General features: G+C 61.0%; 13 protein-coding genes. 3 read left to right on the top strand and 10 right to left on the bottom strand.

Translation table 11 applies throughout. The features are described from left to right. Nucleotides 1-9 precede the first annotated feature (9 nt). Nucleotides 10-426 (bottom strand): DUF3151 domain-containing protein, encoded by a 417-nt coding sequence (locus HWU94_RS01285; protein ID WP_135012220.1) that lies wholly within the window; start codon nucleotides 424-426, stop codon nucleotides 10-12. 432 nt (nucleotides 427-858) lie between these two features. Between HWU94_RS01285 and gltS the strand changes: the two genes are divergently transcribed. Then, nucleotides 859-2,082, top strand: coding sequence for a sodium/glutamate symporter (gene gltS, locus HWU94_RS01280; RefSeq protein ID WP_185173968.1), 1,224 nt, complete (start codon nucleotides 859-861; stop codon nucleotides 2,080-2,082). 125 nt (nucleotides 2,083-2,207) lie between these two features. On the opposite strand, the gene fbaA is transcribed toward gltS, so the two are convergent. From fbaA to HWU94_RS01265, 3 genes are all read right to left on the bottom strand, one after another. Beyond that, nucleotides 2,208-3,233 carry a class II fructose-bisphosphate aldolase gene (gene fbaA / locus HWU94_RS01275; protein WP_185173967.1) on the bottom strand — a complete coding sequence of 342 codons (1,026 nt, stop codon included), beginning with the start codon at nucleotides 3,231-3,233 and terminating at the stop codon, nucleotides 2,208-2,210. A 335-nt stretch (nucleotides 3,234-3,568) separates the two neighbouring features. After that, nucleotides 3,569-5,179, bottom strand: a complete 1,611-nt coding sequence (locus HWU94_RS01270) for a DASS family sodium-coupled anion symporter (RefSeq protein WP_185173966.1) — start codon at nucleotides 5,177-5,179, stop codon at nucleotides 3,569-3,571. Nucleotides 5,180-5,321: 142 nt separating this feature from the next. Next, nucleotides 5,322-6,782, bottom strand: a complete 1,461-nt coding sequence (locus HWU94_RS01265) for an MFS transporter (protein ID WP_185173965.1) — start codon at nucleotides 6,780-6,782, stop codon at nucleotides 5,322-5,324. A gap of 120 nt (nucleotides 6,783-6,902) precedes the next feature. Between HWU94_RS01265 and HWU94_RS11660 the strand changes: the two genes are divergently transcribed. After that, complete coding sequence (locus HWU94_RS11660) at nucleotides 6,903-7,028, top strand: hypothetical protein (RefSeq protein ID WP_280527415.1); 126 nt, start codon at nucleotides 6,903-6,905, stop codon at nucleotides 7,026-7,028. On the opposite strand, the gene HWU94_RS01260 is transcribed toward HWU94_RS11660, so the two are convergent. The 5 genes from HWU94_RS01260 to HWU94_RS01240 all read right to left on the bottom strand — a co-directional run bounded on the left by HWU94_RS01260 (nucleotide 7,025) and on the right by HWU94_RS01240 (nucleotide 10,661). Beyond that, nucleotides 7,025-7,681, bottom strand: coding sequence for an RNA methyltransferase (locus HWU94_RS01260; protein WP_237187356.1), 657 nt, complete (start codon nucleotides 7,679-7,681; stop codon nucleotides 7,025-7,027). The genes HWU94_RS11660 and HWU94_RS01260 overlap by 4 nt on opposite strands. Then, nucleotides 7,682-8,263 carry an orotate phosphoribosyltransferase gene (gene pyrE, locus HWU94_RS01255; protein WP_185173964.1) on the bottom strand — a complete coding sequence of 194 codons (582 nt, stop codon included), beginning with the start codon at nucleotides 8,261-8,263 and terminating at the stop codon, nucleotides 7,682-7,684. It abuts the gene before it with no gap. Between the two features lie 156 nt (nucleotides 8,264-8,419). After that, entirely contained in the window at nucleotides 8,420-9,238 is an 819-nt protein-coding gene (locus HWU94_RS01250; RefSeq protein WP_185173963.1) for a hypothetical protein, read from the bottom strand. A gap of 131 nt (nucleotides 9,239-9,369) precedes the next feature. Beyond that, nucleotides 9,370-10,278, bottom strand: coding sequence for an ATP-binding cassette domain-containing protein (locus tag HWU94_RS01245; RefSeq protein ID WP_185173962.1), 909 nt, complete (start codon nucleotides 10,276-10,278; stop codon nucleotides 9,370-9,372). After that, on the bottom strand, nucleotides 10,275-10,661 hold the full coding sequence (locus tag HWU94_RS01240) for a GntR family transcriptional regulator (RefSeq protein ID WP_185173961.1): 387 nt from the start codon (nucleotides 10,659-10,661) through the stop codon (nucleotides 10,275-10,277). The genes HWU94_RS01245 and HWU94_RS01240 overlap by 4 nt, the downstream gene beginning before the upstream one ends. 181 nt (nucleotides 10,662-10,842) lie before the next feature. Here HWU94_RS01240 and HWU94_RS01235 point away from each other — a divergent pair, with 181 nt between their 5' ends. Beyond that, entirely contained in the window at nucleotides 10,843-11,259 is a 417-nt protein-coding gene (locus HWU94_RS01235; protein WP_185173960.1) for a hypothetical protein, read from the top strand. Nucleotides 11,260-11,289: 30 nt separating this feature from the next. Here the strand turns inward: HWU94_RS01235 and HWU94_RS01230 are convergent, their stop codons facing one another. Further along, entirely contained in the window at nucleotides 11,290-12,759 is a 1,470-nt protein-coding gene (locus tag HWU94_RS01230; protein WP_244955987.1) for an anthranilate synthase component I family protein, read from the bottom strand. Nucleotides 12,760-12,826: the final 67 nt, after the last annotated feature.

Genomic DNA, 12,826 nt, shown 5'->3' with positions numbered 1-12,826 from the left:
GGTCAGGGGCTAGGCCAGCTCAGCGGCAGCAGCCGGGTCGGAGTCGTTCAGGAACTTCTCAATACGCTCAGCCTCGTCCGTCTCACCGATCGCTGCTGCGGTCTGACCCAGAATCAGCAGGGCCTTCAGGAAACCCCGGTTCGGTTCATGGCTCACCGGAATCGGGCCGTGCCCGCGCCAGCCATTGCCGCGCAGGGCGTCCAGACCGCGGTGGTAACCCACGCGCGCATAGGCGTAGGCTTCAAGGGTCCTACCGGCGCTCAAGGTTTCTTCGGCCAGCAGAGCCCAGGCCAGCGACGACTTGGGGAAGGCCTGCGCAAGGTCGGCAGGAGCCTCACCGGCGCGGACGCGGGCCGTCAGCTCAGGCTCTTCAGGCAGCAGGGTGGGGGCGGGGCCATCTAGCAGGTTCTTACCGGCAAGTGACATGGGTACTCCATTCAACTCAAATTTTTGTAACTACAAAAAGTCTACGCGTGCCCGGGGGAAAAGGAGGGCCTTACCGGCCTCACTCAACCGCACGCGCAGGGGACGGGACGAGGTGCGCTCAACCAGCCTTTCTTGTTCCACATCAACAAGATAGGCCCGAACCGTATTTCGCGACTTCCCAAGAATCTGCGCTAAATCGCTCCATTCAATTCCGCGGCCCCCGCTGAAAAGATGAGCCTGACCCAGAATAAACAGCGCATCAATCGCACCACCCGCCAGCTACTCCCACGCCTGCTTGCGGCAGGCGTCCGCGAACCCTGCTGTGACGAAAACCCAGCCGCACCACACCGAGGTGTCCCGTATAGTGTGAGAGGTTAACTTCGCCGACGAAGTGGAAAACACACACAATCACATAGATACAGAGAGACTCCTATGACGCTTGAACTCACCATGGTTCAGTCCGCCGGCTGGGCAGTGATGCTGCTGCTGCTCGGTATGTGGATTAAGAACCGCTTCTACTTCTTCCAGCGCTTCGCTATCCCCTCGCCCGTCATCGGCGGCTTCCTTTTCTCCCTGGTCAACCTGGTCCTCAACCAGACCGGGGTACTGACCATCAAGTTCGACACCACCCTGCAGAGCTTCTTCATGGTCATCTTCTTCACCTCGGTCGGCTACGGCGCCTCACTCAAGGTGCTCAAGTCAGCCGGCTCAAAGGTAGGCCTCTTCCTTCTGGTGGCAACGGGTCTCTGTATCGCGCAGAACATCGTGGCCGTCCTGCTCGCCCCCGTGGTCAACGTCGACCCAGCCCTGGCGCTCATGACCGGCTCCACCCCCATGACCGGCGGCCACGGCGTCTCCGGCGGTATCGCCCCGCTCGTTGAAGCCTCCGGCGTCACCGGTGCAGAAACCGTCGCCTACACCGCCGCAACCTTCGGCCTCATCGCCGGCTCGCTCATGGGTGGCCCCGTCGCCAACCGCCTAATCATCAAGCACAACCTGCTCGAGAAGGAACCCTCCCACCAGGTCAACATCAACACCGCCCTGCTGACCGTGCGCCCGCGCAAGCTCAACGCCGACAGCATCCTGCACGGCTTCATCATGATCCTGGTCGCCATGTTCATCGGTAGCTACCTCACCGAGGCCCTCAACTACCTGGTTGGCCAGCTTACCGACCGCGCCGCCTTCCCCAGCTACATGGGTCCCATGTTCATCGCCATAGCCCTGCGCTACATCAGCGACCGCCGCAACTCCAAGGAATACCACGAGCTCGTCCCCGAGCAGGAGGTTGAAGTGCTGGGCAACATTGGCCTCAACGTCTTTTTGGCTATGGCCCTCATGAACGTTCAGCTCTGGCAGCTGGCTGAGCTGGCTATCCCGCTCATCGTGCTCCTGCTAGCCCAGATCGTCCTCATGTGGGTATGGGCTAACTTCGTTACCTTCCGTGCCATGGGCGCAGACTACGACGCAGCTATCCTCACCGCCGGCCACTGCGGCTTCGGCATGGGCGCAACCCCCAACGGCATCGCCAACATGGCATCCCTGGTCACCAAGTACAAGGCCTCCAAGCTGGCCTTCTTCATCCTGCCCATCGTGGGCGGCATGTTCATCGACTTCACCAACTTGGTGAACATCATGACCTTCCTGTCCATCGTCTAGCCGGGGCTAGCGTCCGCACTTCGCGGCACGTTCACCACCACAACACAAAGGCGCCGGACGCACCCGCACAAGCGGGAGCGTCCGGCGCCTTTGGTCTACTAGGCTAGCGAACCTAGCTACAGGGCTTACTTGCCGGAGGTACCAGCGGAGCCGAGCTGCTGAGCAGCCTCAACAACGCGAGCAGCCATACCAGCTTCAGCAGCTGCACCCCATACGCGGGGGTCGTAGGTCTTCTTGTTGCCGACCTCGCCGTCAACCTTGAGCACGCCGTCGTAGTTGCGGAACATGTGGTCCACAATGGGGCGGGTGTAGGCGTACTGGGTGTCGGTGTCGATGTTCATCTTGATAACACCGTAGGAAACTGCGTCTGCGATTTCCTGCTCGGTGGAGCCTGAGCCACCGTGGAAGACCAGGAAGAAGGGCTTTTCGCCCTTGCCGTACTTGGCACCAACCTCGGTCTGGATTTCCTTGAGCAGTTCGGGGCGCAGGTGAACGTTACCGGGCTTGTAAACGCCGTGGACGTTACCGAAGGTCAGGGCTGCCATGTAGGTGCCCTTTTCGCCCAGGCCGATGGCCTCAACAGTCTTGATGGCGTCTTCAACGGTGGTGTAGAGGGAGTCGTCGATAGCGCCTTCAATGCCGTCTTCTTCGCCGCCGACAGCGCCGATTTCGACCTCGAGAACCTGGTGGTTCTTGGAGGTACGCTCGATCAGTTCCTGAGCGATCTTGAGGTTCTCTTCGAGGGAGATAGCGGAGCCGTCCCACATGTGGGAGTTGAAGATGGGGTCTTCGCCGCGGGCTACAGCCTTCTCTGATTCTGCGAGCAGGGGCAGCACGAAGTCATCGAGCTTGTCCTGGGGGCAGTGGTCGGTGTGCAGGGCGATGTTGACGTCGTACTGCTTAGCAACTTCGCGCGCGTAGGCAGCGAAGGCGAGGGAGCCGACAACCATGTTCTTCTTGTTGGGGCCTGACCAGTAGGCGGCGCCACCGGTGGAGGCCTGGATGATGCCGTCTGAGCCTGCTTCTGCGAAGCCGCGGATAGCAGCGTTCAGGGTCTGTGAAGAGGTGACGTTTACTGCGGGGTACGCAAAGCCCTTGGCGCGGGCGTTTTCGAGCATTTCTGCGTAGACTTCAGGGGTTGCAATAGGCATGCTGACTCCTTGGTTGTCGGTGGGGCCACCCGGTTGGTGGCCTGGTGTGAGTTGGTGCTGCACCCGGTGCGTGCAAGGACGCGGTGGGGCGAGCACCTGCCTGCTTTTCAGTTTACCAAGGGCGCGGCGGGAAAGGGTAGGTTTCCCACACAAATTTCGGACATAAACCCACAGAAAACCATGTATTTCTGGGGGTCTTAAGCACCCTAACACCGGCTTTTGGTGCTTGCCGGTGTTAGGGTGTTGGGTTTTTATGGGTTTAGTGAGGAGTATTCAAAAGGTGAGTGAAGCGGGGTCGCAGCCAGCGCGAGCCTGCCAAACCTTTTGAATACGGTTTACAGCGCGAAGATCCACATGGCCAGGGTCATGGTCACTGCGGTGATCGCCACGATGGAGAAGAGGTTGAGCCAGACGCCGCCCTTGACCATCTGCCCGATGGTGACGTAGCCCGAGCCGTAGGCGATGGCGTTGGGCGGGGTCGCTACGGGGAGCATGAAGGCGCAGGTGGCGGCGAGGGCGACGGGGATGGCGAGCAGCATGGGGTCGTAGCCCATGCCCATGGCGATGCCGCCGGCGACGGGCAGGAAGGTGGCTGCGGTGGCGGTGTTACTGGTGAGTTCGGTAAGGAAGATGACGCCGGTGGTCACCAGTAGCACGATGACGAGGATGGGCAGGGCGCTGAGGGCGCCGACGGAGTCACCGATCCACTGGGTGAGGCCGGAGCTGGTGAACTGGCCGGAGAGGGCTAGGCCGCCGCCAAAGAGGAGCAGGACGCCCCAGGGCAGCTTGGTTGCGGTTTCCCAGTCGATGAGGCGCACGCCCTTGTTGGCGGTGCCACCGGCGGGTAGTGCAAAGAGCAGCAGGCCAACGGCGACGGCGATGCCGGCATCGGTGATGGGTGGTGATTTAGACCAGATGATAGGGACGAAAATCCAGGCCAGGGCGGCAGCGATAAAGATGATGAGCACGCGCAGTTCGCCCGAGCTCATGGCACCGAGTTTGGCGTATTCGTTGGCGATGAGTTTCTTACCGCCGGGAATCTCTTTAATTTCGGGTTTGAAGAGCACCTTGGTGAGCAGGAACCAGCAGACAAAGAGCACGATCACCGACAGAGGTACGCCCACCAGCATCCACTGACCAAAGCCGATGTGCACGTCGTGGGTGTCTGCCATGTAACCGGCGAGCAGGGTGTTGGGCGGGGTGCCGATCAGGGTGCCGAGGGAGCCGATGGAGGCGGCGTAGGCGATACCCAGCATGAGGGCGGTTCCGAAGTCGGACTTGATCACGGCGTCCTTGACGGCCTGGTCGTCGGGGGATACGCCGTCCTCAATTTTAATTTCGGTGGTGCCGCTGGCCTGGGCAATCAGCATGAGCACGGAGACACCGATGGGAATCATCATGACGGCGGTGGCGGTGTTCGATACCCACATGGAGAGAAAGCCGGTGGCTACCATGAAGCCCGCGACCATCATGGAGGGCTTGGTGCCCATGAGCTTGAGGGTAAGCAGGGCGATGCGGCGGTGTAGGTTCCAGCGCTGCATGGCGAGGGCCAGCAAGAAGCCGCCCATAAAGAGGAAGATGATGTTGTTACCGTAGCTAGCGCCGATGTCGTTGATTTTTACTTCGCTGTTAAAGACGGGGAAAATCACCAGCGGCAGCAAGGCGGTGGCGGGGATGGGCAGGGCTTCGGTCATCCACCAGGCACCCATCAGGACGGCGGTGGCTGCGGTCAGGCGCGCGGTGTCGGGTACGTCGCCGGGCATGATGATGTAGACCAGGGCGGCTGCAAGTAGTCCGCCGAAGAGACCGATGAGGCGCTTTTTGCGTTCGCCGGCTTCAACCTCTGGCGCCTGGGAGCCGCGTGAGCGGTGAATCTGGTCTATGGCCTGGGTGGGAGCTGCACTGTATTTTTGCAGGTGGTCACCCGTGATGTGGGGCTTGTCCATATCAACCTCACTCCATTGTGTGTGCCGATGCCGCAGGTCGCTGTTTACGAAAAAGAAACGGCTAACCTAGGCGGAATGTGTGTACAGGGAATGTTTATACTGTACCTGATAAGCACTTTTATGAAGCGGGCGCAGGCTAGTGTTACCCCTCGCGCAGTTCGCGGCGGCGGTCGGCGATGGTGAAGGTGAGGCCCAGGGAGAGGGTCAGCACGATAGCGCCGAAGGAGGCTATAAGCCCGACGTTCCAGTGGGCACCCGACTCTACCAGCCCGTAGAGAATTGAGGGAATGATGGCGGTACCGATAGCGGTGCCCATGCGCTGGCCGAGGGAGAGCACGCCGCCCGCTACGCCGCTGATGGCGGGAGGCACGGACGCCAGGGTCAGGGTCTGGTTGGGAGAAATCACCAGACCACCACCGGCACCAATCAGAATCAGGGGCACAGCCAGAGCCCATACCGGTAGCAGCCCCTGTTCCACCGGGGTCACGGTGAGCATGGTGGCCACAATCGAGGTGAGCGATAACCCGAACCCCAGCATCACCATACGGCGCCCCATAGCCAGCACGCGGCGTCCTGCCCAGGGAGCTGCAAAGGCAGACAGCAGGGATGAGGGAATGGTAATCAGCGCGGCGGTCAGCGCGCTCTGGCCCAGGTGGTTCTGCACGTAGATGGGGATAACCAGCCACACGCTGGTGTTGCCCAAGAAGTAGAGGGTCACAATCATGATGCCGTTGCGGAAGGCAGGCTTGGTTACCAGGTCGATATCGAGCATGGGCGGGCGACCTGCCTTCTTGTAGCGCTTTTCCCAGGCGATAAAGAAGGCGATAAGGGCAAGACCTACGGGCAGAACCGCCCAGACCAGCGGGTTGCCGCTGCGCTCAACGAAGGGGAAGAGTACAGCGAAGATTGCCAGGGCCAGGGTGGTCATACCGACGGGGTCTAGGTCGAGGCGGGCGCGGTGCGCGGGGGCGGACGGCCGGTCGTTGGGTACCCAGAGACGGGCCAGTAGCAACCCGGCAAGACCGATAGGCACATTGACCAGGAACATCATGCGCCAGCCCAGGGAGTCCCCGAAAATCTGGATGAGGAAGCCGCCGAGTACCGGCCCCACGATGACGGCGAGCGCTACCACCGTACCGAACATGCCGTAGGCGCGGGCGCGAGCCTGGCCGGTGAAGTTAGCCTGGATGATGCCCGTGGTTTGGGGGTTGAAGAAGCCTGCGCCGAGGCCCTGGAGCACGCGGGCGGCGATAAGGATTTCGATGGTGGGTGCGACGGCACTGAGCAGGGAGCCCAGGGTGAAGAAGGAAACCCCGAGCATGAACATGCGGCGGCGGCCGGTGGCATCGCCGATGCGTCCAGCGGCAACCAGGGGCACACCAAAAGCCAGGGCGTAGCCGGAGACGACCCACTGGGTTTGGCTGGACCCCGCGTTGAGGGAGTGCCCGATGGGGGTGAGGGCGACATTGACGACCGAGATGGCCATAAGGGCCATGAAGAGCGGGGTGAGCAGGGCCGTGAGGAGCTTACGGGGGCTGCTGGTGGCGGGCAGCTGGACGTCAGGTACTCCCTGGGTGTTACCGGGCTCTGGCCTTGTGTTCATACTGCACCTCTTTGCTCTCGTCTTTAGCGTACATAGCCATTCTAGACCCGGTAGTACATTAATAAAATACCTCAGGGGGAAAGTTTTTGCAGAAATGCAAGTGCTTACGAGAATCGCGGAGTGCCCACACGTTTCGTGGGCACTCCGCAATTTTCATGGACACTCACCACCAGCGGACGCCGGTGGGCGCCGCAGCGGACAGGTTCGGTGGACGCCGGCGGGGCGGGCGTCCGCTCTCAGGTCTAGCTGACGCGCTGGCCGAACTCGTGACGACGAATCCAGGCATGCATGGCAATGCCGGCAGCGGTTGCTGCGTTCATAGAGCGGGTGGAGCCGTACTGCTCGATAGACAGGGTTGCCTCGGCAGCCGCGTGAATCTCCTCTGACAGGCCGGGCCCCTCCTGACCAAAGACCAGGACGCAGTCCTTGGGTAGGTCGTAGGTTTCCAGCTGCTTGGAGTCGGGGAAGATATCAATGCCGATGATGGCAAGCCCCTCACCCTTCGCCCAGGTCACAAAGTCCTCGACGGTAGGGTGATGGCGCACGTGCTGGTAGCGGTCGGTCACCATAGCCCCGCGTCGGTTCCAGCGCTTCTTGCCGATAATGTGCACTTCTTTCGCCAAAAAGGCGTTAGCGGTGCGCACCACGGTGCCGATGTTGAGGTCGTGCTGCCAGTTTTCGATGGCTACGTGGAAGGAGTGGCGACGGGTATCGAGGTCGGCGATGATGGCGTCCATGGTCCAGTAGCGGTAGTGGTCAAGGACGTTGCGGCGGTCGCCCTCCCGCAGCAACTCGGGGTCCCAGTGGTCGCCTTCTGGCCATTCGCCTTCCCAGGGGCCGACGCCGATTTCCCGCTCCGGGCTCTCGGTTTCGGGCTCGGTTGCTTCTAGGTCTGCCACTTAGTCCAGGCCCAGGTCAGTCTTGGAGTAGGCGTAGAGGCAGGGCACGCCTGCAACCTCTTCGATGTGCTCCTTGGCGCCGGTTGCACGGTCAACAATGACGGCAACGGCTACCACCTCGGCGCCAGCCTTGCGCAGGGCTTCAACGGCGGTGAGAGCGGAGCCGCCGGTGGTGGAGGTGTCCTCGACAGCTACCACGCGGCGTCCTTCCACTGAGGGGCCCTCAACCTGACGGCCCATGCCGTAGGACTTCTGAGCCTTACGCACCACGAAGGTGTCGATGGCGCGACCCTGGTCGCCAGCGGTGCGCATGATGGCGTGACCGACGGGGTCAGCACCCATGGTCAAACCGCCGGCGGCGTCAAATTCGATTCCGGCGGAGTCGAGCAGGTCGAGCATGACCTGGCCAACCAGGCGGGAGGCCTCGTGGTGCAGGGTGATGCGGCGCAGGTCAACATAGTAGTCGGCTTCTTTGCCGGAGGCTAGGGTTACTTTGCCGCGAACTACAGCGAGTTCGCTAATGAGCTGGCGGAGGCGTTCGCGGGCGGCTTCGATGGGGAGGTTTTCAGAGAGGGTAGTCATGGTTTTTAGTCTAGTAGATGGGGTGGGCGGGGTTTGTTTTTGGGTGGGAGAGTCCCGGCAGGTGAAAAATTATTCGGTTGCTTACCCTGCTGTGAATGAGACTGCCCCGGCCGGGGAGGGCCGGGGCAGTGCTGATGCGAGTACGATAGGTGCGAGTTAGCGTAGGGAAGTTCTGGCCCAGGTGATGGTTGCAATCAGGTAGGACACCGCGGCAGCTCCCAACAGTGACCCGTAGTGGTAGGCTATCAAGCCGAGCGCGGGGACATTGATAATACCAATGTGCTCGTCTAAGAATCCGCCGCTCTCTTTGGCTGCATCCCAGATGCTGAAGTTGCTGTAATCGTTGTCGAACTGCTCCCAGAGGACGCTGATTCCCATGTCCCACAGGTGTGCGCCGAAAAGGTTACGGCTGATGGCTAGCGCCCCCATGATGACCAGGACAAGTGCAACTGAGCCGGTGACCTTGCCCCACCGCCGGTAAAGGGCTGCCACAGCGATTCCAGCGACCTGGACCGCAATCAGCACCACGAACCAGGTTGCCAGGTAGCCACCCAGAGCGTAGATACGCCCCGAGGTTGAGTAGCTCTGCCAGAAGGCGAAGGGCCAGGGGTTCAGTTCTGGGTTAAAGACCTGCCAGCCCCTACCGTAACCGTGTGTCACGAGCTCGATAACAGATGTCAGTGCGTAGACAAGCGTTGCAAGGGTAGCCCGGTAAAGGGAGAGAAGAGTAAAACCGCCCAGGTAGCTCCACCGGGTCCGCCCCATATTGAGGATGAGCTGAGCGTGAGAGTAGAAACCCAGGAGCGCTGAGACTCCTAGCACCACGGGGACGATAGTGGTGTGTAGAGAATTTGCGTTGATAAAGCCACCGTGGGCACCAAACGACATTCCGGTGAACAGACTGTTGATGCCAACAAGGAGCAGAATCAGCGCGGCAATCCCGATGGGCAGTAGTAGCGGAAGTAGGGTTGCCATTGCTTTCTGGCTACGTAGCATGTGGAAGACAGTCCAGCTCCCCTGAATTCGTGCGGAGCGTGCGCGCCTTTTCTTCTCAGCTCCGGGGGTGTGGAGCCCTGTTTCCTCAGCCCAGACTGGGTTTGTTGCGGTCATGAGAGCTCTCCTTGTGTGGTCTGGTCAGTGTTTTTCCGGCTGTGGGCGGCGACGGTGTCCTGGAGTGAGACCGGCTGGATACCAACGCCCAGCTTGCCCGCTAGTTCCTCGTTCTCTGCTGTGAGGGCGGAGGCTACGACGGCACTCCGCATAGAACCGATGGCGCGGTCGCGCACCAAGAGGCCCTCCAGGGAGGTCTTAGCCAGGTAGACAGAAACAGCATCCTGGTTCCCTGCGATCTCGTGGGCGGTGTAGGTGGCGTCCTCAGCGTCGCCGGTGAAGACCAGCTCACCCCGATCAATCAGGATGATGCGGTTGAGCAGGGGCGCGATTTCGCCGATGAGGTGGGTGGAAATAATAAAGGTACGCGGGTGGGCGCTGAAGTCTTCGAGCAGGCGGTCGTAAAAGAGGGTGCGCGCCACCGGGTCAAGGCCGGTGTAGGGCTCGTCCATCAGGGTCAGATCTGCGCGGCTGGCAAGAGCAACCGCGATACCCAGAGCTGACTTTTGCCCGTCCGAGAGCCTGCGGGCCCGGGCCTTGAGCGGGACCTCAAAATCAAGCAGTAGCGACAGCGCCAGGGACTGGTCCCAGTTGGGGTGAGCCAGCCGGCCCATGTTGAGCACCTGGAAAACCCGCAGGTCGTCGGGGTAGCTCTGGTTGGTCCTTTGCAGGTGGGTTCTGGCAATAGTGGCGGCATTGAGCTTCTGCCCAAAGAGTTCTACCTGCGAGTCCTTATCGGGCAGGGTCTGGCCGCTGAGTGTGGTCAGCAGGGTTGTTTTACCGGCACCGTTCCTACCTGCTAGGCCGTAGATGAGGCCTTCTTCGATCTCCAGACTAATTCCGTCTAGGGCTTTGGTGCCCCGGAAGGTTTTGCTGAGGTTCTGTGTGCGGACGATGGTGTTCATGCGCTCTCCCCTGTCTTGCTAGCGGCCTCGCTCAGGCCAGCTTGCAGGGCAGCGAGTACCTCGTCACTGCTGAGCCCCAGCACCCTGGCTTCTTCGACGAGAGGGGTGATGTAGCCCGCGATAAATTCTTTGCGCCGTGCTGAGCGCAGAATATCTTGTGCTCCTTGAGCTACAAACATGCCGATACCTCTCTTCTTGTAGAGCACCCCTTGGTCTACCAGGAGGTTGACGCCTTTACCGGCTGTTGCCGGATTAATACGGTAGAAGGCCGCAAATTCGTTGGTCGATGGGACCTGTGATTCTTCGGGGTAGGTTCCCGCGAGGATCTCGCCGCTAATGTGGTCCGCGATTTGTTGGAAGATGGGTTTATCACCGGTGAGCATGGGCACCCCCTTTCTCTGTGTGCACCAAAACCAGGTTAGTTGGTTCGTTGGTTAGTTAGTTATGTAACTAACCTAAGGCATGGACTCAGTTAAAGCAATACAAGGCTCTCTGCACAAGAAGAAAAATAAACGGAGACTCCACCGGGACGCGCAGACCCACCGCTGGCCTATTATAAAAACCATGAACCTTTTTGCACGCGATACCAGCGAAACCACCGGCCAAAAGATAACCCGCTACGCCCTGGGCACGGGCCTGACCGCTATGGGTGCCCTCCACTTCAAGCGTGATAAGGTGCCCAGCTTTGCCTCCATTGTTCCACCCTGGGTTCCGGGGAGTGCGGAGCAGGTAGTCTACGCTTCCGGGGTTGCCGAGCTTGGTGTGGGGCTGGGCCTGCTGGCCGCACCGGGGGCACGCCGCATCACCGGGCTAGGGGCCGCGGCCCTCTTCACCGCGGTCTACCCGGCCAACATCTACCAGTACACCCACAAGATTGATATTCCCGGTGTACTGGATTCCGACGCTAAGCGACTGCGCCGTCTACCCCTCCAGGTCCCCCTGATCGTGGCGGGGCTTTATGTTGCCCGCAAGGCCCGCTAGCACGTAACAGACATACACGGGTGGGCTTCTTTAGCCCAGTCTGCCCAGCTGCGGCGGCAGGGCCGCCGCTAGCTTGGTCAACATCTCTTCGTACTCGGCATCCGGGTCTGAATCAGCCACAATAGCGCCGCCCGCGCTCAGGCTCACCTGCCCGGAGGACGACATCACCAGGGTCCTAATCACGATAGAAAGATCGACGGCCCCGGTAGCAGAAAAGAAGCCTAAGGCACCCGAATAGATACCGCGAGCGCGCCCCTCTAGGCGGTCGATGATATCCATGGTGGAGGGTTTGGGTGCCCCGGTCATGGAGCCACCGGGAAAGCAGGCGAGGGTGGCTTCTACCCTGCCCACTTCCGGGCGCACCTGCGCCTGGACCGTGGAAACGAGCTGGTGTACGGTCTGGTAGCTTTCGATTCCCATGAGGATAGGCACCCGCACCGACTCCGGGTAGCTGATGCGGGAGAGGTCGTTGCGCAGCAGGTCAACGATCATGAGGTTCTCGGCCCGGGTTTTGGGGTCGTGCGCTAGCCAGTGGGCGCGGCGGGCGTCCTCTGCGGGGTCGGGTGAGCGTTCAACGGTGCCTTTAATGGGTTTGGTCTCCGCCTGCCCTGTTGTGCTGATGGTGAGGAACCGTTCGGGTGATGAGCTCAGAATGTAGAAGCTGTCGCAGTGTATAAAGGCCGCGTAGGGGGCCGGGTTGTGTTGGCGCAGAAGCAGGTAGGTCGCCAGGGCCTGCCCTGGGGAAACCGGGGCGGCGGCGCGAGCCTGGGTTTGGGCGGTCAAGCAGATTTCGTAGCTGTTGCCGTCTGCGATTTCTTGCTGGCAGGTACGAACATCGGCGGTGTAGTCGGCACGGGTGGGTGGCGAGAAGACCAGGCCGCTCACAGGCTGGGTATCTGCACCCGCCATAGGTTGCACGGTGGACTCTTCCCCGGCATATTCCCGCAGGGCAGGCTCGATGGCATCAAGCCAGTCGGCGTCGCCTACCAGCCAGCTCTGCCCGCTCCGGTGGTCATGAATCAGGTAGCGTACAGCTTGAAGCCACACCCCGTCGGGGGTGGGTGAGCTATGAGTCACCGGTGACCCTGGCTCGGTGAGCGCCCGGTATTCGTAGCCGAAGTAGCCAACGTAACCACCCAATAGAGCTTCTTCTAGCTCTGCTGGGGCACCGTTCACGGCAGGCCCCTGCGCAAGGTAGGCACTAAGTCCCCGGTCCAAGCTACCGGGCACACGCCCCACCTCTTGGCCTGCCCCGTTGAGCTCGCGAAAAACCGGCTCACGGGCATCGTCGCTCATGAGCACGCGCCCCTCCGCTGGCACCACCCCCATGTAGGAGTAGCGTGACATAGGAGATTCTGGGCGGGCGGAATCAAGCCAGAAAGAGTAGCGGGAACCTGCCGAGATCAACCGGTAGGCCCGGGCGCAGTCTACGGCAAAGCCCAGCCGCCTAACATGGAGGCTAGCACCGGGCATATAGCGGGGGTGGTTCGGAAAGTTCACCCGGATAGTCTAACCGCCCGTTACCTTCCTCAAAGAACTAAAGAATCCTTATACGGTAGCCTCCCCC

The sequence above is a fragment of the Rothia nasimurium genome (genome assembly GCF_014217215.1).
Taxonomy (GTDB): Bacteria; Actinomycetota; Actinomycetes; order Actinomycetales; family Micrococcaceae; genus Rothia; species Rothia avistercoris.
This window is presented reverse-complemented; position numbering and strand designations above follow the sequence as displayed.